We start from the raw sequence: 25,025 nt of genomic DNA, 5'->3' as shown, positions 1-25,025 counted from the left end.
TCATACAAAAGTTATTTTTTTGTGGATAAAGTTGCAAACAAATATTGAGGCGCAATTTGCGCCCCACCGTGGATCATGAATGTGCTTTTGTAAGCCTCCAGATCCGTTCTACGTAGTCTTCAATTGAGCGATCTGAAGTAAACTTTCCAGCCTTAGCCGTATTCAGAATTGCCATTCGCGCCCAACGCGGTTTATCGAGGTAAGCTGTCGCAGCCGCGGCATGTGCCTCGCAGTAGCTATCAAAATCGGCAAGGCTCATAAAGTAATCTTTATTCGTGAGGTCTTGATAAAGACGCTGTATCTCAGGTGCATTGCCGAATTTACCATTGTTTAGCCAAGAAAGTGCTTTCGCAAGTGCTGGGCTTTGTTCGATGAACTGCTTTGGTTGATATCCTTTCATTCTCAGAGCATCCGCCTCGTCGACGGTCATTCCGAAGATGAAAATATTCTCATCTCCGACTTCTTCTGCAATTTCAACATTTGCACCATCCAATGTACCAATCGTCACTGCACCATTGAGTGCAAGCTTCATATTGCCTGTCCCAGAAGCTTCTTTTCCTGCCAATGAAATTTGCTCGGATAGATCTGCTGCTGGAATGATTTTTTCGGCCAGACTCACCCGATAATTCGGTAAAAACACGACTTTCAATTTACCGCGAATGCGTCCATCTTCGTTGATCACATTCGCCACTGTATTGATGGTAAAAATGATATCTTTTGCCATCTCATAAGACGGAAAAGCTTTCGCACCAAAAATAAACACACGATCGGGCACATGCATCTCAGGGTTTTCCAAGAGCTGTTGATACAGGTGAACAATATGCAAGAGATTGAGTTGTTGGCGTTTGTACTCATGTAAACGTTTAATTTGAATATCAAATAATGCATTTTCAGACACTTCAATCCCTGTTTCTTCACGGATCACATCAACCAGCTGGCGTTTGTTCGCCTGCTTGACAGCCATAAACTGTGCTTGAAACTCTGTGTCATCTGCAAGTGAAGCAATTCCTGATAATTTACTCAGTACAAGCGGCCAATCTTTATCAATATGACGATCGAGCAGTGCAGTTAGAGCAGGATTACATAACTTCAACCAGCGCCTTGGCGTAACACCATTCGTCACATTGGTGAATTTAGACGGGTAGATCGCATCAAACTCTGGGAATAATTGTGTTTTCACAAGCTTAGAGTGGATTTCAGCAACGCCATTGACCTTCTGAGAACAAATCACCGATAAGTTACCCATATTGATACGTGTCCAGCCATCCTTTTGCACAATCGCTAATTTCTCATGCGTCACAACATCATTCGGCCAATGCTGAGAAAACTCTTCGTTACGGATCAAATCATCCAACTGATAAATGAGTTCAAGGTGTCTTGGTAGTAGCTTCCCAATGAGATCGGTCGACCAGCATTCCAGAGCTTCTGGTAGCAATGTATGATTTGTATATGCGAACGTTCGACGACATAAACCCAGTGATTCCGTAAAGCTCAATCTTTCTTCATCATGGAGTAAACGGAGCAACTCAACAATCGCAATTGCTGGGTGGGTATCATTGAGCTGGATCACAGCGAATTCAGGAAGCGATGACCATGGAGCTTGTGTTGCTTTAAACTTGCGCACAATATCTCCCAAAGAACAGGCACTAAAAAAGTACTGCTGGATCAAACGCAGTTCTTTTCCTTCTGGATGCGCATCATTCGGATAAAGGAATTTATTCACAGACTGTGCAAAATTCGCTTCTTTCTGAGCTTCATGAAAGGCGCCAGATTGAAACTTATCCCAATCAACGATTTGCTCTGCGCGCGCTTCCCACAAACGAAGTGTATTTACTGTTTCCGAACCATAACCAATGATTGGTACATCCCAAGGGATCCCACGGAGTGTGACGGCTGGCTTCCACACTTTCACACGAAGGCCCTCAACTTCTTCTGTCACGACCTGCCCCATTAGACCAATTGATTGCTGAAACTCAGGTCGAAGGCGCTGACTTCCTTCATCAAACTCACGCCAAACTTCTGGTGCTTCAACTTGGGCTGCGCCATGAAATGACTGCTTAAACAAACCATGTTCATACAAAATCCCATAGCCTGTCACCGGATAAGACAAAGCTGCCGTCGAATCAAGAAAACAAGCGGCTAAGCGCCCCAATCCGCCATTACCAAGTGCCATATCTTCCTGAGATTCTAAGATATCAGACAAGCTCAAATCCAGCGTGTCAAAAGCAGCCACTGCTGTTTCCAGCAGCCCCAAATTCAACAAGTTATTACTGGTCATTCTCCCCATTAAATACTCGGCAGAAAGATAAAAGGCCTGACGCTTTGCTTGCCTATCATCTTTCGAGAGCTTCCGAGTGTTCACCTGCTCAGCAATATAAAGTTCAAGGACTCGATGCCAGTCTTCTGACGTTGCCGCGGAGACTTGTTTTCCAATCTGACTGTTTAGTACCCCTTTTAACTCCAAGCACATAGCTTCAACGCTGATCGCGTGTTGTGATAAGTTTTCTTTATTCATAATTTGGCTCTTTCATCAGTGAATGCTGGACAGACAAACGAGTTTGTTGAACGGCTGTTGTCAATTGATGGACCGAAGTTTCCTGAAAGATTTCTGACACAGTTTTTGTCATTCTTAAGCGCCAGTTCGGGTATTCTTTCCAAGTTCCAGGGATATTGACTGCTTTTGTCTGTCCAACCAAATCTTCTAGCTGAACAGTCACCATATGCGAACGGCATGTCGCAAGATGCTGATGCAACGCGCAATTCACAACTTTTGAAAATGCATCGCTGCCTTGGGGTAATTCAAGCATCGTCTGTAGCTGTATCTTCTCTTGATAACGTTGCTGTAATTGCGCCTGATAAACATCTTCCGTCGGAAACAGCCCTATCGACTTGCGCTGTATCAGATCTTCTCCAGACCAGAATCCAGCAATTGTCGGTAAATCATGGGTCGCTAAAACAGCCATGGAGTTTTGCGGGTATTCCTGTGGTGGAATGTATGTCTCATCCTGCTTTTCAAAGAAAAAAACCCGATAGGATAGCAAACCGTATTGCTTCATCTTTTCCCGCATCTGGTCAGGCACAACGCCTAAGTCTTCCCCAATAATCTGACATTGATAACGATGGCTTTCCAGTGCGATAATCCCAAACAGGTCATCGATTGGGTAATGCAAATAAGCACCCTCTGCTGCCGACTCTGCCTCTGGCACACACCAAATCCGGAGTAAACCAAGAACATGATCAATACGCAATGCACCGGCGTGGCGCATGCTTTTTCTGAGCAACTGGATAAAAGGTGCATACCCTTGTTGTTTTAATGTCATTGGATGGAATGGCGGCAATCCCCAATTCTGTCCTTTCAGGTTCATCAGATCAGGGGGAGCGCCCGCGCTTGCTGTCATCAGGTAACACGCTGGATTAGACCAAGTATCAAAACCGCCACGATGACAACCAACGGCCAAATCCTGATACAAGCCAACTTTCATACCGACCTGCTTTGCAAATTCATGACAAGCACTCAATTGCTCTTCTGTTTGCCATTGCAAGAACTGAAAAAATCGAACACGCTTGGCATTTTGCTTCGCAAATGTAATCACAGCTTCAGCATCCACCTGTTGATATTCTTCTGGGAAAGATTGCCAACCAACATAATCATGCCCAGTATCAAAAAAGTGTTCTACCAAAGCCTCAAAAATCGAAGCTTGGTGTAAATGTTCACCTTCATGCTTCAGGTACGCATCAAAGGCTTTCTTTACTTGCTCCTCAGGTGGTCGAACTTCAAATTGTAAAAAAGCTTGATATAAGTTCGACTTTTTTGCCTCATAAACTGCAATGTAATCGACCTCAGGTTTTGACTCGATTGCCGATAGTTCTAAATTCTGCGCACCTGGTACACGCGTAATATCTAAATAAATCCAGTTTAATTGCTTTCTGCTAGAGGGTGAGTAAGGGCTTACATCATGTTCAAAACGGTAATTCAGATGAATAGGGTTGATTCCGATATAGTCAGCCCCTTTTGCGGCAGCTTCATGGATCAGCATTTGTAATGCTGTAAAATCACCAATTCCTTGGTCATTTTCACGACGCAAACTATATAGTTGTGTACTGATCCCCCAAATTTTTGCCTGGGGGTGAGGATGGAAACATCGCGACGGCGTCACAATCAGGGTTATTTTCAGGCTTTGCTCACCAACACCAACATCAACTCCCAGCTCATGATAGCCAGATTGAGTGATTGGCTGCAAAGTGCAAACGTATTGGACGAACTTCTGCTTACCGATCGTTATTTTTTTCGGTTGTGTAAGCGTCAGCTCTCCCGTACTTGATGTCCCATCCTCGGTCGTCAGGATCCAACGGGCAGTGGATAACTCTGACGGTAGGGTAAGTCGAAATTGAATAGGGAGTTGTTGCTGTACAACCAATACCCCTGGGTGAGTCTCTGGTAATTCAGACACATCATGAGGCTCCATTGTATCCAAATGGGCGTCGACACCCAGTGCCCGAAGCACTGATAGTTGCGCACTGGCAGGTATCTCTGTTTTGTTTCCCCATGCATCAATAAACTCATCCGCAATATTGTAGTATTTTGCGAATGCTCGGATTTGTTCAGCTTTATACTGCAACAAGCTATTCTCCCAAGGGTGAGAGACAATCCGCCAAATGTACATCATGCAAGTGGCGTTGCTCTATTTAACACGAATAGCCAAAGTTTACTGAATGCTTTTTTTTGGAACATTGTCGAAACGCGCCAAGCTCTTGGGTCAAATACGCAATTACAATTTACAGAAAATTTGTCAGGTGACGTAAACGGTGGAATTGTTGGACTGAGACTCGGTATGAACACGTTCATGAAGCTGTCTAAACTTCACAAGCTTTATCGCAAAATAAATAGTCCAGAGAAAAGAAATGAAGAAAAATAAAACGGCACGCCAAATCTCAACTGCTGATTGTTGATTCGGTATCAGTAACCGATGATTTTCAACGTATTCATCTGAAAAAACAGAAAATGGTATCGAAGGCGCCTGAACAATCATCGTGCCAGTCATTTCCTGTGCTTTTTCTTGCATGAATGATTGAAATTCAGTCCAAGTCATCGTTGTCAATGGCTTCAGCTCTTGATACTCCATTTGCGTATTGAATGAATAAAAGCGCCCATATTCAATGGAAAAATGTTGTTCCGCCCAAATATCTGGCCATTTGATCAGTGGGTTTTGCTTCAGTGTATCTTCACGCCACTTCGTCATGGCGATCGCCACCGTATTCAGATATTCATTCACATCGTGTGTAATTGAAAATGGCATAGCATCAATGAGCCAGCGCTCTAAAACACCTGGTTTTAAGACAGTATATGTACTTGTCTTGCTTGGAATTTGGATTGATTCGAACTGAGGGTGAAGCTGTCCGCCTTCATCAAACAATGGCTCTGCTTTTGTCGGCAATCTCGATGCTAAATATCGGCATATTCTCTGGATACTCAGTTGAAGGCACTCGCCTGTTAACCAATGTACAAGGTCGGCCGGGGAAAATAAAACAACACGATCATGCAAAACCACCACGTGCTTTCTTACTTGTTCATTCAAGCGCAACCAGCCTTGAACATCTGTGGATGAAAACGAAGGAATATCCAGCTGGTCTAAGTCTCGAATATCAGCCAACCGCCACCAGCCGTTACGATTTAAATTATCAGCACCCATTTCTCTCACGAGCCATATTTGCTCAAACTGAAGAGATTCAAATAATTGAAACCGTCTCTGTTTTAACTCTAAAATCTGATCGATTTTTATTGCTGGTTTTACTTCAGAGAATGAATGTTGAATGTAATGCCAGGGTGAATCAAACCGACAGAGCATAAAGAGGGAAATCGCACAGGCAAACAATCCATATCGAAATGCAGAGGTATATTTCAACTTTGGTGGCGTATAACGACGCGCTCGATATTTATTTTTGGGTAATAGCATCGCCCGTTGATAACCATAATTTGCAGGAATATAAATGTCTCGACTCTCACAGTCCGACAGAACCTGTTCTGATGAGCCATCGTCATGGAATGAAATCCCAGAGAAATCACCCGCTTCACGAAGTTTCCCTTGCAAGGTATAAACAACACGACGACGAGGTGGATCACCATCCCAGATTTTCTTCATTAATACGACGCAGACGAGCGATCCGAAAAATAAGACACAAGATGAATTTAACTGAGCGTCATAAAACACAAGACTAATAAACACACAGAATAAGATAAACTGCGGCCAGGGCGCGTGGCCTTGATTCAGTAAGTACGCTTCACGTCGTGTCATACGGCGTTTATTGATCAATGTTACTTCAGACGTTTCATCGAGTCGTCCACTTTTTTCCTTTTCAGATTCAACAGTCTGTAGTATCTCGTATTGCTCGACTAAAGAAAATTTGTCCTCAATATTCAATATGATTGGGCATTGACCTGGATCGTCCAGCTCGACTAATGTCACTTCAACAACTTGACCACATAGATGATGCCAAGCGGGCAACAGTCTTGCTATCCCATCCAGAAAAGTGACATGAACATGCCGTTTTTGTTTCTGATCCACATCTTGAACTGGCCCTAGATACCCAGCTTGCTTGTACACCCTTAACTCGCTATGGAAGGGGCTAAAGTCGTAAAACTGACCAAAAAAACGGTTGAGGGCGTTTACTTCTGTAGAAGAAAGCTTACGGTGCTTATGTCCAAGTGTGACATGTTTCTCTTGAAGTAACTTTTGATGGAACCCCTGCTCCCGATAAGCACGGAAAAACGGAGCCAATAGAAAAATGCCCATTCCAAGTGTGAATAAGAAGAAAAGAAAAAACGAATGGAACCAGAAAAACATCATGGCTTGGTATAAACTAGCCGTGTCTCAAACAGTTCGGCGTATATTCACAGGGCATCAGCAACCAGCATTTTCCGAGAACTTGCCCTGCAAACACCCGGAAACTAATCTTACAGCATTGAATATTAATACCACATTGATCATCTTTACCGAAGGGGTACATTTGACACGTCCTTATTACAATCTCCATTAGCAAGAACGTGTAGCATAATGATATCTATTAAAAAAATCTAGTGGTAAAGCAGAATTCATGATGAACATCTATCGAGATCTCCTTCTCCGTCTATACTAATAAAATTATATCTTGATCGACGCAAGATAAAACTGAATCTTGTTTTATGGCGAATTATGAGCGCTTTGATGTTCGTTTGTGACGCTCTGCTAGAGGTTTATCAGTGATGAAATTGGAAATCGGAAAGCGCTATCGCGCGAAGTCACCAAAAGAGGTGATTGGTTACTTTAATGATCGTTATGTAACTTCAATTGTCAATGACACTGTCTTTTACCGTACCCCCGAATCTTTTTTTCTAGAAGAACGTGTGATGAAAACGCATATTGAAGAGTTCTTTAGCTGGGTGGACACACAAGCAACCCCTTCAGGGCCTGATGAATTATTTGAAGTGTGGCAGCTCAGCCAAGATGAGTTTGAAAAGTTACAGTTGGGGTGCTGAGGTTGCAGCCTTGAAACAACACGCTCATACTTTTCTTTACATTTTTGCACTGAAAGCTGACATATTTTCGTATAAATTAATATTTCCTACGTAAGATTTGGCTTAGTGGATTATCCTCAAACCTAATCTATTTCAGTAGAGTTAACTAGACTTCGGTAACAAAGATCGGATCCCTCCATCCGGTCTTTTTCTTTTAGTTCAGCTTACGTTCAGAAAAGGCCTGTACAATATTCATACTATTTAATTGTGATGCAGTTGTTTTGTGGTGGTATTGTATGAAATCGTCTCTTGCTCAAATTCTTTCTCTTTTATTTATCTTAACGTCAATCGGTGCAATGCAAGCGAAAGCAACTGAGTCATTATTTGTCGAATTGGTTCATATTTACTCAAATGGAAAACGTGTTAAGACATATAAAGCAATCCGCCCGGGCAACATTAAAGAAGCCTGCTACGAATTCCCAATTGTTGAGTTTCAAAAAGAAACAAAAATTACCGTATGTTCCGATTACATTGTCGAAATTGTTCGGTAATCATCCCAATTTCATGCCCTTCGATTGGGCATGGAAAGAATTAATCCCTTGCAATTTATCCTGATCAGTTTTATGTTCCCTTGAACATAAACTTTGAGTTTCTTTTGATGCATTCTATGCTTTAAGAGCATCAAACCAAAGAGATACTTACTCATTGAATTTTAAGAATTTATGTTAAAAGGATTGCGTTCAGGGGATTTACTCTCAAAATGACCTTAAAAGATTTTGTTTTTTTATGCATTTCATTTGTGGCATGTATTGTATTTATTATTGGTTACCATCTGCATAAAAATAAAACGATTCAACACGAAGAAGTTTTTTCTCCGACACAGTATACATTTCAGACTGTCGAAGGGCCGATTCAACCGCTCCCAAAAGAACTCGTGGTTGACAAAAAGTGGGCTCGTCTTGGCGAAGCGCTCTTTCATAGTACCCTTTTATCGAAAGAAAATGATATTTCCTGTGCATCATGCCACTTTGTAAATGAAGGCGGTGATGATGGGTTAGCCATCAGTATTGGGCATCAAAATCAATCTGGAACACGGAACTCCCCAACCGTGCTCAATGCCGTATTTAATTTCCGCCAATTTTGGGATGGAAGAGCTGCCAGTTTGGCTGAACAAATGGATGGGCCTATTCATAACCCAGTAGAAATGGCTACTTCTTGGCAAGAAGTCATCGAAAAACTCAACAAGGATAGTTATTACCGCTCTGCATTTTACAAACTCTCTCCTGAAGGCATCAATCAGAAGAACATGAAACGTGCCTTGGTGACATATTTGGAGAGCTTGATCACCCCAGATGCGGCATTTGACCGCTATTTACTTGGTGATCAAACGGCGCTCAATGAACAACAGAAGCGTGGATGGGAGAAGTTTCAATCCTTTGGCTGTATCACATGCCACCAAGGTGTGAACATTGGCGGAAATTTTTATCAAAAGTTAGGTCGGGTTGATCTAGTCCCTGAAAAACTACTTAACGATAAAGGGTTGCAAGAGTTTACCAAGCAGGAAAATCATGCCTTCCTGTTCAAAGTCCCTTCTTTACGCAATGTCGCAAAAACAGCGCCTTATTTTCATAACGGTACTGTTAAAGAACTCCAAGAAGCGATTCGAATTATGGGGCGAAGCCAGCTAGGAATGGAACTTGCCGATCAAGATGTTGCAGATATCGAAGCACTGCTTCACAGTTTTTCCGGGGAATTAATGAGTCAAGCGCTATGAACCGATTCCTATTTTTATTCATTGAGATGGCACTCATGTTGCTGTTTACTTACGTTGGGACTCGATTAACCGATCTCGACCTGCAAATTGAGTCACATCAGGAAACCAAGGCTCTGCTTCAGGATATTCGTCAGTCTGTCAATAACTATCAACTTGAAACCTTGAGTGTTGGTGTCGAAGTTTCTCCACATTACGATGAGCAGGCGCAAGTGCAGCTCTATCTCGATAACCTATTGGATGAGTATCAGAAATTACAGCCTGAATCCTCAAAAGAATTGGTCTCAGAAGTGAATACGCTTCATGAAGGCGTCATCGAATACCTATCCATCGTAACCATGATGGGCACATCAAAGCGTTTGATAGCCAGTGCTGAAAAAAAGCTACTTCAGCTTGCGAACCAAGAAAAGCTGGATGCTGAAACACTTCAGACTTTCACACAGCTTCGCGCTTTACTTGTCAAAGTTTACACCTATCAAGTCAATACTGATGAGACTCTTTACCAGTCGATTCAAGATGATTTACGTGTCTATGCACCCCAGTTTAGTGAACTGAAGCAAATAGATATTCAATGGAGCGTGATTGAGAAACATTTACGCTTCATCATGAAGAATGTCGTCCGAGCAAATATTCTCCTCGAAAAATTACGCAATCAAAGTGTCATCGAATCTGTAAATCGTCTCTTCACAGAGGAAGATGAAACTTTATACCAAATTAAAACCGAGTTTCTTGTCCTTGTTATCACAGCGATGAGTCTGTTCTTCATGATTGTCATGTTAATTATGCTGCAACTAGGGCTGGCACTAAAACAAAGTAATCGCCGTGTCGTTGAGGCCAGTCAGGCAAAAGAAAAATTTCTGGCCAATATGTCTCATGAAATCCGTACACCCATGAATGGCGTCCTTGGCATTACTGAACTTTGCTTAAAGAAGGAAAAAGACCCGACAATTATCCAGTACTTAACGAACTTAAAATTCTCAGCAAAATCTCTCGTAACGATTTTGAATGATATTCTTGATTTTTCTAAAATCGAATCTGGCAAATTAGAAATCGAAGCGATTTCTTTTGATATCACGAGCGTGCTCGATAACGTCAAAAACTTATTTCAACAGCATATGAACTCCAAAGCAAAAGTTCAGCTGTTCTTTGAGATGGATGTAAATATACCAAAGTTTATTCAGGGTGATCCTGTTCGATTAGGGCAAGTTATCATCAACCTTGTCTCAAATGCACTGAAGTTTACGGAAAAAGGGACTGTGACAGTATCCATTGATGCAGAGGTTAACGACAGTGGGCAGATGTTCTATCGTATCAAAGTCGTGGATACTGGCATCGGTATGACAAAGGAGCAGCAAAATCGCATCTTCCAAAGCTTTGTTCAAGCTGACCAGTCAACCACACGTAAGTACGGTGGTACTGGACTCGGCTTAGCAATTTGCGAGCAGCTTGTTCGACTGATGGATGGGCAGATATCCGTTTCCAGTGAAGTCGATAAGGGGACGAGCTTTAGCGTTCAGTTTCCATTGGTGATCCCCCAGCTCCACTCTCATAAAGAACAAAATTTACATACGTTGCGTAAACAGAATGTTCTCATCGTCGATGACCATATCATTGCCCGAGATACAATACGAAGCATGTGTGAATATCTGGATATGCACGTGACGACAGCCCATAATGCTCAATCAGCCGTAGAGAAGCTCACCTCTTCATCAATTACCTTCCATTATATCATTCTGGATTGGGAGTTCCCCATGGAAACAGGATTGGATATTGCCAAAAAGTTGAATGATGAACTGGCACATAAGGCCAAATTTATTTTGATGACAGCCTATAGTAAAGAGGAGCTTTATTCTGGCCCAGAGATGGATGTTTTTCATCATTATCTTCAAAAACCATTCTCATTAAAAGAACTGACCGCAGCACTTCTCAATATCGATCAAGACGATATGGAACTCATGGATGAACAAAAAGGGGCACCAGCTTTGCCGACCTACCCCAACAAACATGTTCTCCTCGTTGAAGATGTAGAAGTCAATCGACTCGTCGCAGAACATATGTTGCGCGACTTTGGGCTGAAACTCACACTTGCAAAAAATGGTGAGGAAGCCATTGAGCATGTAAGGCAAAGACATTTTGATCTGATCTTCATGGATATTCAAATGCCAGTGATGGATGGTCTTGAAGCAACAAAAGCAATCCGTGAGAGTGATACGAGTACACCGATCATTGCTTTAACAGCCAATGTATTGAAACAAGAAATCGAAAAATATATAAAGATTGGTATGAATGGCCACATCGGTAAACCATTTGAACAGGATACACTTGGCGAAATACTTGAGACCTTTTTATCTGAAAATACAGCGAAAGAGGTTCTAGCCGACTAAACCCTGTTTATCTTTTCTTACCTTTCAGTTCTGTATTCACTTTTTTATCAAACTTCCCTGTTTCAAGTTCTCTGAGGAGAGCTTGATACTTTCCATTTGCCCTAATACGGGCCAGTCCAATATTGAAGGTTTTCACCCAGTATTGTGCTCTCAAAGCACTTTTGGAGATCATCACATGATATTGACGTGTATCCAGCACACGGGTATCGCGTTGGATCACTGCGCGCTGTTTCGGCGTTAGGCTCGTTCGGATTAAGTATTCACCCACAATTTCTGTCAATGGCGTAATATCCACTCGGCCAGCGAGTACTTTCTGTAATTGCTTTTCGTAAACACCACCTGCGGTATAGTTCAGTTCTCCAGCATCAAGTGCTGCTTGGAGGGCTGGGTATTTTGCATGGCTGTTCAATCCAATCACAAATTTTTTTAAGTCTTTGAATGTCTTCCAACGAAACTGAGTGCCTTGTTTAAAATAAAAGAACTCACGATCTTCAATCACTGAATGCGTAAACAGAAACGATTTTTCTCGCTCCTGAGTCTTCACCCATAAAACTGTGCCGTCAAGCGACCCGACTTCCGCTTTATGATAGGCCCGCTTCCACGGCAGAAATTCCCAATACACTAAGACACCTTGCTCAGCAAAAGCAGCTTCTACAATTGCAGAGCCAAACCCATGTTCTAGAAGATTTTCTGACAAAATTGGCGGCCATTCCCCATTGGTCAGCAATATTCGAGAGCCAATCACGGGCTGGTTCCAAAACATACACAAGAATAAAATAAAAATTCTCATATCATGACCAAGACAATACCTGTAACATCAAGTATAGGGTGTCAAGCAGAGGAAAATAGAAAATGACACAACACGAAGCGATTCTTGCCCTTGTTTCAGGCAAGGTACAAGGGGTATGGTTCCGCGCATCAACTCAAAAAGTTGCACAATCTCTCCATCTGATTGGCTATGCAAAAAATCTTCCAGATGGGCGTGTTGAAGTCAAAGCTTGTGGCGACCATGATTCGATTCAACAACTTATTGACTACCTTCATCAGGGACCAGAGCTTGCCGAAGTCAGTCAGGTCGATTTGCAACACATTGATCCTTTCGAGGCATCAGCATTTAGGACGATATAGACTCAGTAACAAATGTTTGCGTGTAATAAATACACAACTTGTACCGATAATGGAATTGACGTTCAGATCCCATCACATATAATGATAGGTGCCTGTTTAAACGAGTAAGGGTTATTTACATGTCAAATCAATCAGTTGGTACTGTGAAGTGGTTCAATGAAGAAAAGGGTTTTGGTTTTATTCAAGATGAAGGCGGCAGTGATGTCTTTGTCCACTACACAGCACTACGTAATGCGGGTGTTCGTTCTCTCGCTGAAGGCCAGCGCGTTCAATTCTCCTTAGAGCAAGGAAATAAAGGGCCTAAAGCTGAAAACGTTGTCGTTTTATAAGTACAACTTATAATTACAACACCCAAGATAAGCAGGTGCATTGAGATAATTTTTAGCTGCGTGTCTATCTGCACTTGTTTATTCAATTCTTACTGGTTTCACTCCATAAAAAAGGCGCTCTAAAGAACGCCTGATAGAAATCAATCAATCACCGGACTGGTGCAATTGATTTCCCAAGGTCATTGGTCAATAGACAGATTGAACTTATAGAAACTTTTCTAAAAACTGTTGTGTTTCTTTTGAACTTTGTAAGAGTGCATCGGTTTGCTGCAACACGAAGAAATAAGAGCGTGGTGTATCATATGCCAAATACTTCGTCTCACCTTCTTCTTGAATTTGATCACCATACACTTTCCTTAAATTTTCGATTGCTCGCGGAACATCAATAGCTGATACAGCAGGGCGAATTTTCTGGAAATGCACACCAATATTTAATAATTCATCCACATACTTTCGGCGTGTAAACATGATCCCATACTTTAAACCCATTTTCTGAAGTTGCGTATAGGCTGCAAACAATAATTTATATTTGTTTGTCTGGCGATCTTCCACAAACTTGAACAAATTTGTTACCTCTTTTCCTTCCGATAACGTCCCTGGAAGCGCATAGTCATATTCTTCAACAACGAATGGATAAGACTGCTCCGTCAGCGTTGCAATCGCAACCCCACCCAGAACTTGTCCAGCGTCATCCTGATGAATGATCCATGTCTCCACGCCTTCCGCAATCATATAAAAGCCAAATCGCTTGTGGTGTTCTTCTTGTATTTCGTTGATGAGCTCAACATTGTCATTTGCTGAGAAAATGAGCATGCCCATGAGGACCCCCTTTCTTGCTTTTGTTTTTTATTGTTATCTTTAGACTCAAGTTTACATATTCACACTTAAGTATTCGTACCTCTTTGCGAATCACAATCAAGCTTACGTGAAAATGTACCTAATTTATATGTCGTTTATGTAAAGAATGAAAATAGGGTGTCTAAAAATTTGAAAGAATCCTGAAACAGCCTCGAAGAGTCATAGCATCAATCCACTGGACTCATGTACAATACACAACTTGACAATACCATTGTGTTGGAGCGCACCATTTCGTTTCGCGGATATAAACTTGCTATCAAGAAATAGAGTAATTGCCATGACTGGTTTTTTTCCAAGATTTTTTTCCAAAAAAGAGTCTAAACCTTCTGCCGATATCCAAGCACGCATCAAGAAATTTACCCATGAGCTTCTTCCAGAAGGACTCGCGAAGTACACCCATTTTCTGTCCTCAACATGCTGTGTTTTCCAAATTCCATTTCCTGTTGGTCATACTTTGGAACAAGACCTGACCGATTTGTTTTCTGACTCACCTGACTTTAAGTGGTCCATTGAGTTTGTGCCAGATCACTCTCAAAAGACTTATAAACAGATCCAACACATACTACTTGTCTCTTCTGGAAAAGGTGGTGTCGGTAAGTCAACAACAGCTGTTAATTTAGCACGGGCACTTGCGGAAGATGGTGCCAAAGTTGGATTACTGGATGCCGATATTTATGGGCCTTCTATTCCGCTCATGATGGGCGTCAAAGATCAAAAACCCGTCACAGAAGATCAGCATCAACTCAAGCCCATACTGGTCGATAGTGTAAAACTCATGTCGATCGGCTTTTTGGTACCAGAGGAAAAAGCAACGATCTGGCGTGGGCCAATGGCATCTAAAACATTACAACAGCTTCTTTCAGAAACCGACTGGGGAACACTTGATTACCTTATTGTTGATATGCCGCCAGGTACAGGTGATATTCAACTGACGATGTCTCAGCAGGTGCCTTGCTCCGGTGCTGTCATCGTCACAACGCCACAAGATATTGCACTTGCAGATGCAAGAAAAGGTCTGACAATGTTTCAAGAAGTGAATGTACCAATCATTGGCTTAATCGAAAACATGAGTTATTATCACTGCCCCTCGTGCGGCCATGAAGACATGATATTTGGCCAAATGGGTGCACAGGACCTAGCAACAAGATATCAGGTTGAAGTGTTGGGACAGTTTCCACTTCAATCTTCGATTCGTGAAGCAGCTGATTGTGGACATGCACTCTCCCATTTGGATACGCAGGTCGCAGCGCTTTATCGACAAATTGGTCAAAAAGCAGCAAGCAGACTTCACTATGCACGCCAATACGCACAGGCGAAACAACCAGAAATTATCATGACGGATGACTAACCGATGAGACTTTGCGATAAAGATATCGAACAAGAAATTGCACAAGGCCGAATTCAAATCGAGCCAGCACCAAAGAAAGACATGATCAGTGGTGTCACTGTTGATATGCGCCTTGGGCATAGCTTCCGCGTCTTTCGCGATCATGCAGCACCCTTCATCGACCTCAGTGGGCCGAGAGACGAAGTTCAGTCTCAGCTCGAATCAGTGATGAGTGAAGAAATTTACATTTCTGATGACGAAGCTTTTTTCCTTCATCCGGGCGAACTCGCACTTGCCATTACTTATGAATCAGTAACTTTACCCGCTGATATTGTAGGATGGCTTGATGGGCGTTCTTCTTTGGCGAGATTAGGGTTGATGGTACACGTCACTGCGCATCGGATTGATCCAGGTTGGTCTGGCAATATCGTCCTAGAGTTTTACAATAGCGGAAAGCTGCCACTTGCTTTAAGACCACTCATGAAAATTGGCGCAATTAGTTTTGAGACCATGACAGGTGAAGCTGCACGTCCATATCATGCACGCACCGATGCAAAATATAAGCACCAAAGCAGTGCTGTTGCCAGTCGGATCAACGAAGATACAGTTGAAGGGTAAGCTCATCTCCGAAGATGTATGCGATTACTCGAGCGATTTAAAGCGTCGTTTTGGTTTTTTCTGAAAGATTGTTCATACTAGAAAAAACCAATAACGACAATAAGTTCTTGCCACTATGCGCCTAAATCTGGCTGGCTCTCCTAACGATTGGTTCCAATTTCTTCCCATTTTTCTCACTGCATTCCTGATGCTGAGTTGCCTTGGTCTGGTGATCGCTCATGCAAGCGCTTCCAGCTTGGAAATGAAGCAACAACTTAATCATGATGATTCAACCATCTATGCGGTGAATGGTATTAAAATTCAGTCACAATATATCGATTCAACGGATGATGGTGCTGGGGTCGCTCAACATCGCTTTGGCTTTTATCTCTCGAACGATACCGATAAAACCAACCGAATTGTACTCACACCAAATACCATCAACTTTCGTTTGGAGTCGATTCAAGAAACACCAGAAATCCGAGAAAGCTTTCATAAACACGAGCTTTATCTTGTTGAGGTCAACCGAACAAATAACTATGTTATCGTCACACTTCCACCTTATGAAAGCCTGTTCTTCGTGTTATCAAGCCGAGTCTCAAAAAATAACCCATGCTGCCGATTTATCATCACTGACTCTGAAAATTTCGAAACAAACCGCAAACTCTCAACGTTTTTCTGGGGTGGATGCTTTGGTGTTGCATTTTTGACTTGTGCTTATTTTTTGCTTTTATTTTTTCGACTACGTGACCTATCCCTCCTTTTTTTAACCTGCTGGTTGTGCTGGTTTTTATTTGATAGCTCACTGGCAACACCAGTCTACTTGTGGCCATTCCCGCCCATACACCTGAGCACATTTGGTAATAACCTCTTGTCAATTCGACTGACAACGGTTATCGGTCTGTATTTAATCTGCCACGGGCTCGTCGATGCCAGGCGTCCAATTTGGCTTCACTTCATCACCTTTTTATCCTTAGTTGCTTTATCGATTACATCTTCATTCTGGTGGCCTGTGTATACAAATGATGCGCAAGGCGTCCCCTTATTTCTTATTTCATTGATTGCGTTTATTCACCTATCTCACTATGTACGGAGTATTCACTATTCCTGGACACGCCCGATGTTGTTGGCGTGGTTTTCGTTTTTATTTAGCCTTGGACTCACCGTAAGCTCTGATGGTTGGTCATCCTCAACCAATTTCTTCCATGACAATGCTATTTTCCTAAGTAACTTTATTACTGCAACATTACTCGTGTTATCGATGATCAGTCGACTTCGCGAAGGAGAAGCCGCCAAGATTTACTATGTTACCCACGATATTACAACGGGGCTTCCAAACCACCTTGGTATTGAGCACAGTTTGCAATACCGACATGAGCAACAAAAGCCGTATACGCTTGTTCTCATCCGAATTGACATGTTGCAACAGTTAAAGCCATCCATTGGTGAACGAAACGTGAACCGTTATTTATCAGGGATCAGCCATAAAGTCAGAGATGCACTGTTAGCACTGACTGATCTGCTGGATATCGACACCCATGCCAGCAGTCATTGTAAACTGGCAAAAATCGATGAAGATCACTTCGCTATCGCGATTGATGGTACCGTCGCGCGTGACGAGCTGAGTTACTATTTTTTAGCTTTAAAGGATGCTTTCTGCTCACCCGTACAAATATCAGGATTTCGAATTTCAATCCCTTGCTATATTGGGGCCGCATACTTCCCGCAACATGGCGATAGTGTGAAAACAATTATCAAACGAGCGATTCAGTCCATCGAACTGGCACGCTCAAGTTTGGATAATTGTGCTATATTCAGCCCAAAGCAAGGCGATGACTTGCAAGAACACCTCTCCTTGGCTGCCGACTTGCAGCATGCATTAGAAACCAAGTCCCTTCAGCTTTTCTTTCAACCACAAATTAATTTGAGGACAGGCATGATTGTAGGCTGTGAAGCGCTCCTTCGCTGGAATCATCCAGAAAAAGGCGAAATCCATCCAAAAGTTTCTATCCAACTGGCAGAAGACACACGACAGATTAATCAACTTACAGAGTGGATTATTACAGAAGCTTTTCAGTGTCAGGCGAAATTTGCTCAGCTCTCTTCAAAACACAGAATCGCTTTGAATATTTCTCCACGTAACTTAAGAGATAGAGGCTTTATGGCACACTTGCTGACACAGCTCCATGAATACAATCTTTCTCCATCACAAATCATCCTAGAGTTGACGGAGTCCACAACGGTCGAGGATCCAGCAAAAACAATTGAAGTCGTTGAACAACTCAATGCGCTTGGGTTTCGTGTCGCCATCGATGACTATGGCTCAGGGTATTCTTCTTTACATTTTTTGAATGATCTTTCTTTCCATGAATTGAAAATTGACCGAACGTTCATACAAAATATGGCGCTGAAGAAACGCCATGCAAATATTGTAAAAGCAACGATAGAAATGGCAAACAGCCTTGGTGTCCTCGTGATTGCAGAAGGAATTGACCCAGAAGCAGGCGAAGCAACCGCAAACTTGCTGAAACAATACGGTTGTGATCTGGCCCAAGGATATTATTTTTCTGAAGCACTGCCCATGGATGCTTACTTAAAATGGTTGAATGTCAAAAATGAAACCAGACAAACAAAAGTATCAGAACTGTAAGGTCATACTGGCGCCAAACGTCCTTCCACGGCTTGTTGAGCGAATAAATCCAATGCCTTCCAATTCGTTGAAGTCGCTGGGATAACGCTCATCCCACACATTTTTGATAAAAAGAGAAAACCTGAGATCGTCTTTATCCCAATGTTGAAAAATGTTGAGTTGTTGCGTAGCCGATGCACGATGAGTATTCTCAACATCGGTGAAGTAATGTCCTTGGAATAAGTAATCGAGGCGATGCAGCAACGACCAATGGTTCGGTGTTTCCTTCAATAAATTTAGGGTAAAAACCCCACCATAATTTGGCATCATCGGTGATCGTTTTCCATCTTTCACCAAGCCATTCAAGGTGCCTAGTGATAAGGATGTATTCACATTCGGATCCCATTCGTGATGCCACTCAACTTCCATACCTGTGATCTGGGTTTGTGGAATATTCGTTGTTTTACGAAAAGGCGGCGTACTAATCACGGTTGAAAACTGCTGATCGGAATAATCGATTATAAAGATAGAACTATTGAGTCGACTATCGCCATTCAACGTATATTTACTTCCGATTTCATGGTTGCGTGTATGCTCCGCTCTCGTATGATTGCCTGTATTAAAAAAACCAGGACGAAAACCGACAGAGTAGGTATAAAACCACATAAAATCATCTGTCATTTGATTGGAAAGGGATAATTTAGGCTGGAAACGTTTATCTGTTTTTTCCAGTATCGACACAGATGTTCCACTATGTGGATCTGTGGATAAAATACGGTTAGCAAATCCCTCATCGCTAAACTGCTGATTATCATATTGAATATAGTCATATCTGAGCCCAATCGTCAGCTCCCAGTCAGGCATAAAGTCATAATTGATTTGTGTGAAAATGGCAGCAAGCCGATCATATTTTTTATCTGCACGAATATAGATGGATGGTCCAATTACATGGCCCTCCAGCTCTAAAGGAAGCGCGAGAACGACTTTTGCACGCCGAAACTGCCCATAGATACCGCCAAGCCAACGAAAATCAACATCGTCTGCGGAGGTAATCCGAATTTCCCCACTATACACATCAAAATCATCGGATAATTGTTGTAATCGACCAAGGACATTGAAATCAGGGAACACATAGTTGAGCCCTAGAACATCCGTTGCATGCCAATCCGAATCAGCAATAAGATTTTGATCGGCTGAAGCATAAGCGAAAGTTCCTGAGAAATCGGCCCAATCGAGCATTCTTTTCAACCGAATCGAACCTTGCTTAAACTGTCGCTGTTCCCTTCCGATAAAACTCCGCTCTGGTTTTGGGTCATCGGTATCATTCAGATCTGCTGCTGTGGCGACGACATCCTGAAGCACCGCACCCATTTTATAGTTTTGGATCATCCATTGGCTATCGATCAGCCAGTCATCATTATCAAACAGCACCCGACCTTTTAAATAATTTTTATCTTTAAAGTCAAGCCGATCACCCTGTTGGGACTTTAATGTTCCATCTGCTGACTCAATCCCCCCGACTAATCGATAGGTCCAGTATTCATGAAAAAGGCCACCTGAAGACATCCCATCAAACCGAGACAAATCCCCCTGCCCTTTTCGAAAAGCAATTTTATGCTCTGGATCGATGGAAGGCATTCGCGTTGTAATGTTTACAGCACCCGCCATTGCACCGGACCCATAAAGTGCGCCTTGAGGTCCACGTAATACCTCTATCCGTTCTACATCCACCAGTTCCTGGTTCACAAAATCTAGCGCTGCAACCTGAACACCATCAACCACATAGCTGACTGGGGCCATGCCCTGCTGTGCAGTACCAATCCCACGCATCGAGATAAATGATGCACCAGCACGAAAAGTTTCTCTAAGAAATAAGTTAGGGGTTAATTGGATAAAGTCTGAGGGCTCCTCTAAAAATGCTTTCTCGATTACATCATCTCCAAGCGCAGTAATAGCATCTGGAACAGATTGAATCGATTCAATCCGACCACGGGCAATGACTTCGATGATCTCAATATATTCTTCTTCGCCTTTTTTAGGTTGTGATGCGGTAGCGAGACAAACAGGAGCGCACAAAGGGCATAGAATACTCAGAAAAAATCCATACTTTTTATCCATTGAGTTTCGATCCTATACTTATATTTTGGAAACAAATCCTTCGCTAAAGTTTAGACAATGCGAAAAAAAAGCAAGTGAATTTATGATGCTTTTTCAAAAAGCCTGGAGGGCAGGATGGAGACGATCACTTTAACAAACAATGATTTGGAAAACATTGCTTATGGCGCAGCATTCCTTGGATGTGGAGGCGGAGGCCCACTACATCGTGTTGGCGGTTTCATCGAAGCCATCAGTTCCAATCAATATTCCCCAAAATTAGTCAATCCACAAGACCTGTCGAATGACTCATACGTTTGTTGTATCTTCGGAATTGGTTCTCAAATTGATGCACACAAGTGCTCCGATATGATAAGGGCACCATTAAGAGCGACCCAACTTATCCAAGAAGAAGTCGGGATCCAACTGAATGCAATCGTCCCTGCTGAGTTAGGTGCTCTTAATTCAATTATCCCATTTCTGGTCAGTGCACAAACCGGGTTACCTGTTGTTGATGCTGATGGAGCCGGGCGTTCCTATGCTCATGTGGATATGAGTACTTTTAATCTAGTCTCACCTGTCGATCCATATATTGTCTGCAATGATGCTTCTACGCCTGAAGATTTCGTTGCTGCATCGCTTCAGGTGAACTGTCCTAAAAAAGCAGATGAGATATGCCGCGGTATCGTTCGACAGCCTGCATTTGAAGGCGCTGGATGTTGCGCAACCTGGTTTATGAAAGCAGAACAGATGAAAGTCGGTGCTGTCGAATGTGGTATTTCCAGAGCCCTCGCGCTTGGAAGGTTACTCCGCCCGTATCGAGAACGACAGCAAGATCCATTAGAAGCACTCCTCAATTATTTTGGCGAAGATTGCCAGCATCTCGCAACTGGAAAATTATCAAAATTGGACCATCATACTAATCGTTGCATTGACCTCAGTCATTTCGAAATCGTCGATGGTAAACAGTTTGTCACTATTTTCACCTTAAATGAAAATATGATCGCCTGGTCGAATCAGGCACCCCACCCCTTATGTATTGCACCAGATTCAATCTGTTTTATTACAAGTAAAGGTGAAACATTTTCGAACTCTGAAATTGATAAATACAAAGGTGAGGTGGTGCACCTGATTGCAGTTCGCAGCTCCCCGCTGCTCCGGCACCCCAAGATAGTCGAACGATACTTAGATGCTTTACATAAAATTGGATACCCTGGTGGATATTTATCTCTAGAGCAACTTCAGGAACAGTCTAAATAACAGGAGATTTCACATGGCCAGTCTTGACGATCGTGTAACATTGGAGTGTTTGAAGTTGTTGTGGCAGTTTTCTCCAGACAGTATGTTTATTATCAAAAAGTCTGGTGACGAATTTTATATCTGCGACTCCAACCCTGTACAGGAAAAAGCACTTCCACAAGGCCGGGACTTTCGTCGTATCCCATTGTCAAAGATCATTCCCGAAGAAAATTATCAGGGAATTGTCGAGCGATATCATCGTTGTTTAAAAACGGGTCTGCCACTCAGTTATGAAGAAGCAGGTATTGCTGATGACTACTGGTATACCCTCCTTGTGCCTTTGCAGGGAGATGATTCGACGGAAGATAGCTATATCGCAGGGGTTTCGAGAAATATTAAAGAGCTCAAACAGACACAGTCCCGTTTAAAGCAAGCGAAAGAAAGCGCAGAGCGTCTGAATCAGGCTTACTTGAAACTGAATGCAGAATTGGAGCTTCGCGTCGAAGATCGCACAAAAGCATTAGCAAAAGTGAATCAAAATTTAGGGCAACTCGCCAATGACCTGCAAGAAGCGAACGAAGCGAAAACCCGATTCCTTGCCAACATGAGCCACGAGATCAGAACACCTCTCACTGCAATCATTGGGTATGCGGACGGGATCATTGCTGGCGATCTCGATGACAGCGAGATCCAGCCTGCACTCCAAACTATTAGTCAAAATGGTACTCACCTGCTTTCTATCATCAATGATGTCCTCGATTTGACCAAAATCGAGTCAAATAAGTTAGACATTGAATCCATTGATACTGAGTTCTTCGACTTTATGGCTCAGGTAGATTCTTTTGCTGGAAAAATGGCTCGAGATAAAGGGCTTGCATTTGAGATCCTCTTTCAGTTTCCATTACCAACCATCATCAAAACTGATCCAACACGACTACGACAAATCTTGTTCAACCTCATTAATAATGCTGTGAAATTTACCGACAGCGGTTTTGTCACAGTCACCGTTTCGAGTGAGCAAAGTCAGATCTTCTTCGCCGTTCGTGACTCAGGGATCGGCATGTCCGTAACGCAACAAAAAAATCTATTCCAAGCATTTAATCAAGCTGATAACTCAATTTCGAGGCGCTATGGTGGCACTGGACTTGGGCTCAACATTTCTAAGAATTTATCTGAGCGGCTTGGTGGCTATGTTCAGCTGGAAAGTGAGCAAGGCAAGGGAACAACATTTACGGCGTCAGTTGCTTGCGTCCCTTCAGAAGGGGCGAGCTGGGTTTATAACAAACCGCAGGTATACAAAGACAAATCGATTTTGTCGATTCAATCCATCAGTCTGACAGGCAATGTGCTGCTGGCAGAAGATCATCCGGATAACCGAGCGTTGATCACCCGTTTACTGGAGCGGATGAATCTGGATGTTACCGCAGTAGACAATGGCAGCAAAGCGGTCGAAAAAGCATTAGTGATGGATTACGATCTGATTCTACTCGACATCCAAATGCCCGTCATGGATGGTCTGGAAGCCTTTGACCTGATCCAACAAGCAGGCAATGTATCTCCGATCATCGCCTTAACTGCGAATGCAATGAAGCATGAAGTCGATCACTATCTCGGTCTTGGATTTACTGACCACCTCGCCAAGCCAATTGACCGAAAAACCTTTGCCAAAAAAATCATTCAGCACTTGGATATTCAGAGCCATGATGATTTTGATTTACAGTTGAGCGAGGAGGAAATGGGGACACTGAAGAAACAGTTCCTCAAACGACTGGTACACGATATCGAACAAATCACAGACGACCTGCAATCCATGGATATGGATTCTCTTGCGAAACATGCCCATGCATTGAAGGGGTCCTCAGGTTGTTTCGGTTATGAGCTGATCCATAAAGCGTCTTCTAACCTCGAACAAGCAGCGATTAACTGCAACCTGGACGCTGCTCGACAATGGACAAGTAACATTGAAGAAATGGCACAGCACGCTTTAAAGCAAGCATAACGTTCATGATGACAAAAGAATGAGGATGAGGATAAAGAAGGAGGCAAATGCCTCCTTTTATTAACTGTTATCAAAATCAAATATTGAAAACTATGCTGACTTGGTTGGCTTCGATATCAATGTTGGAAATAGTTTTTCAAAGAAGCCCGCTATAAACGCCAAGACAATCAACCCCGTCAGGTGCTGCAAGGTATCAAAAGCAACTGTCCCTTTCGTTTGGGAAAATAATTCAGGGATAGAGGCCTCAATGCCAAGTGGTGCTGGCATAAACCCACTGTCTGCAATAAAAAACAAAATCACACTCGTTCCAAGCCCTATGATAGGTCGCGAAAGCACATTGCTAAAGCGGTAGAGTATTTTCAAATCATCTTTATCTGCATTTTCGAGGTGTGTACGAACGCTCAATAACTGACTAAATGCCCCACCCCATGCTCCCGCAGCACCAACAATCATCACGAGCGTCATTTGTGATGTCACGGACAAGCCAAGAGAGAGGCCAAATACGAGAATCGACACCAAAAACACACTTGTGACGCGATACGAGTATAATTGCCAATAATGGCGTACTTCCTCTCTAATTGTGTAATTCCAATGAAGGTCATTCACAATACGTTGAAGTAAAGCCACTTTGCGCTCGCGTGAAAACCCATCTGTATTTTCCTGTTTAAATTCCTTTTCAATGAAGTCACATAGCCATCGATCCAAGTTTTTCTCGGCTTCAATCTTTCGTCTATCCAACTCGATATCGAGCACCTCATTTTTAAGTAATGGGATCATCTGCTGTTCTATTTGATACAAACGACTCCAATCAGCACAGTTTTCGTTCACCCATGTCTCATTCATTAATAAAAGTGACTGCATGATCCGTGCAACTTTTTCCTTATTCTCTGGGGTACTATCATCCAGATCACCTGCCTGTGTAATTAAAGTTGCAATAAATTGTTGTGTCAGCAGTCGTTGATGATGTAATCCAAATAAATTACGCAATATTTGGAACGGGAAAGCCAGCAAAGAGCGGATAAAAAAATAAAACCGCCGTTTTGGCGAATGGAGCGCTGTGTCTTGTAATTGTTCGTAAATCACTTGAGTGTAATGTTTTGGGAAAAATTGTGTACATATTAGGAAATTCTGATTTATTTTCAATGATTTCTTGTCTTTTTCATAAAATTCATTAGGAT

At 42.5% G+C, this 25,025-nt stretch carries 18 protein-coding genes; 11 read left to right on the top strand and 7 right to left on the bottom strand.

The annotated features are described in order from the left end of the window. Positions 1-73: 73 nt before the first annotated feature. The 3 genes from C505_RS0114650 to C505_RS0114640 all read right to left on the bottom strand — a co-directional run bounded on the left by C505_RS0114650 (position 74) and on the right by C505_RS0114640 (position 6,791). Entirely contained in the window at positions 74-2,515 is a 2,442-nt protein-coding gene (locus tag C505_RS0114650; RefSeq protein WP_018693383.1) for a glycogen/starch/alpha-glucan phosphorylase, read from the bottom strand. Then, the gene (malQ, locus tag C505_RS22500; RefSeq protein ID WP_169337049.1) at positions 2,508-4,622 is read right to left on the bottom strand and encodes a 4-alpha-glucanotransferase; all 2,115 of its coding nucleotides are present in this window, start codon (positions 4,620-4,622) and stop codon (positions 2,508-2,510) included. The genes C505_RS0114650 and malQ overlap by 8 nt, the downstream gene beginning before the upstream one ends. Positions 4,623-4,790: 168 nt before the next feature. Next, positions 4,791-6,791, bottom strand: a complete 2,001-nt coding sequence (locus C505_RS0114640; RefSeq protein ID WP_157369069.1) for a hypothetical protein — start codon at positions 6,789-6,791, stop codon at positions 4,791-4,793. Positions 6,792-7,240: 449 nt separating this feature from the next. Between C505_RS0114640 and C505_RS0114635 the strand changes: the two genes are divergently transcribed. The 4 genes from C505_RS0114635 to C505_RS22495 all read left to right on the top strand — a co-directional run bounded on the left by C505_RS0114635 (position 7,241) and on the right by C505_RS22495 (position 11,647). Further along, positions 7,241-7,513 carry a hypothetical protein gene (locus C505_RS0114635; protein ID WP_018693380.1) on the top strand — a complete coding sequence of 91 codons (273 nt, stop codon included), beginning with the start codon at positions 7,241-7,243 and terminating at the stop codon, positions 7,511-7,513. Between the two features lie 275 nt (positions 7,514-7,788). Then, the gene (locus C505_RS0114630; protein WP_018693379.1) at positions 7,789-8,043 is read left to right on the top strand and encodes a hypothetical protein; all 255 of its coding nucleotides are present in this window, start codon (positions 7,789-7,791) and stop codon (positions 8,041-8,043) included. A 209-nt stretch (positions 8,044-8,252) separates the two neighbouring features. Next, positions 8,253-9,266, top strand: coding sequence for a cytochrome-c peroxidase (locus tag C505_RS0114625; protein ID WP_018693378.1), 1,014 nt, complete (start codon positions 8,253-8,255; stop codon positions 9,264-9,266). Then, on the top strand, positions 9,263-11,647 hold the full coding sequence (locus C505_RS22495; RefSeq protein WP_018693377.1) for a hybrid sensor histidine kinase/response regulator: 2,385 nt from the start codon (positions 9,263-9,265) through the stop codon (positions 11,645-11,647). Before C505_RS0114625 ends, C505_RS22495 begins: the two co-directional genes overlap by 4 nt. A gap of 7 nt (positions 11,648-11,654) precedes the next feature. Here C505_RS22495 and C505_RS23775 read toward each other — a convergent pair whose 3' ends face one another. Continuing rightward, the gene (locus tag C505_RS23775) at positions 11,655-12,437 is read right to left on the bottom strand and encodes a substrate-binding periplasmic protein (protein WP_083938352.1); all 783 of its coding nucleotides are present in this window, start codon (positions 12,435-12,437) and stop codon (positions 11,655-11,657) included. Positions 12,438-12,499: 62 nt separating this feature from the next. Here C505_RS23775 and C505_RS0114610 point away from each other — a divergent pair, with 62 nt between their 5' ends. Together C505_RS0114610 and C505_RS0114605 are read left to right on the top strand one after the other, a co-directional pair. After that, complete coding sequence (locus tag C505_RS0114610; protein WP_018693375.1) at positions 12,500-12,775, top strand: acylphosphatase; 276 nt, start codon at positions 12,500-12,502, stop codon at positions 12,773-12,775. A 119-nt stretch (positions 12,776-12,894) separates the two neighbouring features. After that, positions 12,895-13,104, top strand: coding sequence for a cold-shock protein (locus C505_RS0114605; RefSeq protein WP_018693374.1), 210 nt, complete (start codon positions 12,895-12,897; stop codon positions 13,102-13,104). Between the two features lie 204 nt (positions 13,105-13,308). Here C505_RS0114605 and C505_RS0114600 read toward each other — a convergent pair whose 3' ends face one another. Further along, positions 13,309-13,923 carry a hypothetical protein gene (locus C505_RS0114600; RefSeq protein WP_018693373.1) on the bottom strand — a complete coding sequence of 205 codons (615 nt, stop codon included), beginning with the start codon at positions 13,921-13,923 and terminating at the stop codon, positions 13,309-13,311. 316 nt (positions 13,924-14,239) lie between these two features. Between C505_RS0114600 and apbC the strand changes: the two genes are divergently transcribed. From apbC to C505_RS0114585, 3 genes are all read left to right on the top strand, one after another. Then, positions 14,240-15,310 (top strand): iron-sulfur cluster carrier protein ApbC, encoded by a 1,071-nt coding sequence (gene apbC / locus C505_RS22485; protein ID WP_018693371.1) that lies wholly within the window; start codon positions 14,240-14,242, stop codon positions 15,308-15,310. A gap of 3 nt (positions 15,311-15,313) precedes the next feature. Further along, a complete protein-coding gene (gene dcd, locus C505_RS0114590; RefSeq protein WP_018693370.1) occupies positions 15,314-15,907 on the top strand; it encodes a dCTP deaminase in 594 nt (197 codons plus the stop codon). A gap of 115 nt (positions 15,908-16,022) precedes the next feature. Next, on the top strand, positions 16,023-18,536 hold the full coding sequence (locus tag C505_RS0114585; protein ID WP_018693369.1) for a putative bifunctional diguanylate cyclase/phosphodiesterase: 2,514 nt from the start codon (positions 16,023-16,025) through the stop codon (positions 18,534-18,536). Here C505_RS0114585 and C505_RS0114580 read toward each other — a convergent pair. Continuing rightward, positions 18,525-20,633 (bottom strand): TonB-dependent receptor, encoded by a 2,109-nt coding sequence (locus C505_RS0114580; RefSeq protein ID WP_018693368.1) that lies wholly within the window; start codon positions 20,631-20,633, stop codon positions 18,525-18,527. The genes C505_RS0114585 and C505_RS0114580 overlap by 12 nt on opposite strands. Before the next feature lie 114 nt (positions 20,634-20,747). On the opposite strand from C505_RS0114580, the gene C505_RS0114575 reads away from it, so the two are divergent. Continuing rightward, positions 20,748-21,869, top strand: a complete 1,122-nt coding sequence (locus C505_RS0114575; protein WP_018693367.1) for a DUF917 domain-containing protein — start codon at positions 20,748-20,750, stop codon at positions 21,867-21,869. 13 nt (positions 21,870-21,882) lie between these two features. After that, positions 21,883-23,847: a hybrid sensor histidine kinase/response regulator gene (locus tag C505_RS22480; RefSeq protein WP_051090613.1), complete on the top strand. Its 1,965-nt coding sequence runs from the start codon at positions 21,883-21,885 to the stop codon at positions 23,845-23,847. 90 nt (positions 23,848-23,937) lie between these two features. On the opposite strand, the gene C505_RS0114565 is transcribed toward C505_RS22480, so the two are convergent. Beyond that, positions 23,938-24,930 (bottom strand): hypothetical protein, encoded by a 993-nt coding sequence (locus tag C505_RS0114565; RefSeq protein ID WP_157369067.1) that lies wholly within the window; start codon positions 24,928-24,930, stop codon positions 23,938-23,940. Positions 24,931-25,025: the final 95 nt, after the last annotated feature.

Source organism: Algicola sagamiensis DSM 14643 (assembly GCF_000374485.1).
Taxonomy (GTDB): Bacteria; Pseudomonadota; Gammaproteobacteria; order Enterobacterales; family Alteromonadaceae; genus Algicola; species Algicola sagamiensis.
This window is presented reverse-complemented; position numbering and strand designations above follow the sequence as displayed.

Coding starts and splice junctions, on each gene's coding strand:
- C505_RS0114650 (WP_018693383.1), bottom strand. CDS start 2,515: ATGAATAAAGAAAACTTATCACAACACGCGATCAGCGTTGAAGCTATG.
- C505_RS0114640 (WP_157369069.1), bottom strand. CDS start 6,791: ATGGGCATTTTTCTATTGGCTCCGTTTTTCCGTGCTTATCGGGAGCAG.
- C505_RS0114635 (WP_018693380.1), top strand. CDS start 7,241: ATGAAATTGGAAATCGGAAAGCGCTATCGCGCGAAGTCACCAAAAGAG.
- C505_RS0114630 (WP_018693379.1), top strand. CDS start 7,789: ATGAAATCGTCTCTTGCTCAAATTCTTTCTCTTTTATTTATCTTAACG.
- C505_RS0114625 (WP_018693378.1), top strand. CDS start 8,253: ATGACCTTAAAAGATTTTGTTTTTTTATGCATTTCATTTGTGGCATGT.
- C505_RS22495 (WP_018693377.1), top strand. CDS start 9,263: ATGAACCGATTCCTATTTTTATTCATTGAGATGGCACTCATGTTGCTG.
- C505_RS23775 (WP_083938352.1), bottom strand. CDS start 12,437: ATGAGAATTTTTATTTTATTCTTGTGTATGTTTTGGAACCAGCCCGTG.
- C505_RS0114610 (WP_018693375.1), top strand. CDS start 12,500: ATGACACAACACGAAGCGATTCTTGCCCTTGTTTCAGGCAAGGTACAA.
- C505_RS0114605 (WP_018693374.1), top strand. CDS start 12,895: ATGTCAAATCAATCAGTTGGTACTGTGAAGTGGTTCAATGAAGAAAAG.
- C505_RS0114600 (WP_018693373.1), bottom strand. CDS start 13,923: ATGGGCATGCTCATTTTCTCAGCAAATGACAATGTTGAGCTCATCAAC.
- apbC (WP_018693371.1), top strand. CDS start 14,240: ATGACTGGTTTTTTTCCAAGATTTTTTTCCAAAAAAGAGTCTAAACCT.
- dcd (WP_018693370.1), top strand. CDS start 15,314: ATGAGACTTTGCGATAAAGATATCGAACAAGAAATTGCACAAGGCCGA.
- C505_RS0114585 (WP_018693369.1), top strand. CDS start 16,023: ATGCGCCTAAATCTGGCTGGCTCTCCTAACGATTGGTTCCAATTTCTT.
- C505_RS0114580 (WP_018693368.1), bottom strand. CDS start 20,633: ATGGATAAAAAGTATGGATTTTTTCTGAGTATTCTATGCCCTTTGTGC.
- C505_RS0114575 (WP_018693367.1), top strand. CDS start 20,748: ATGGAGACGATCACTTTAACAAACAATGATTTGGAAAACATTGCTTAT.
- C505_RS22480 (WP_051090613.1), top strand. CDS start 21,883: ATGGCCAGTCTTGACGATCGTGTAACATTGGAGTGTTTGAAGTTGTTG.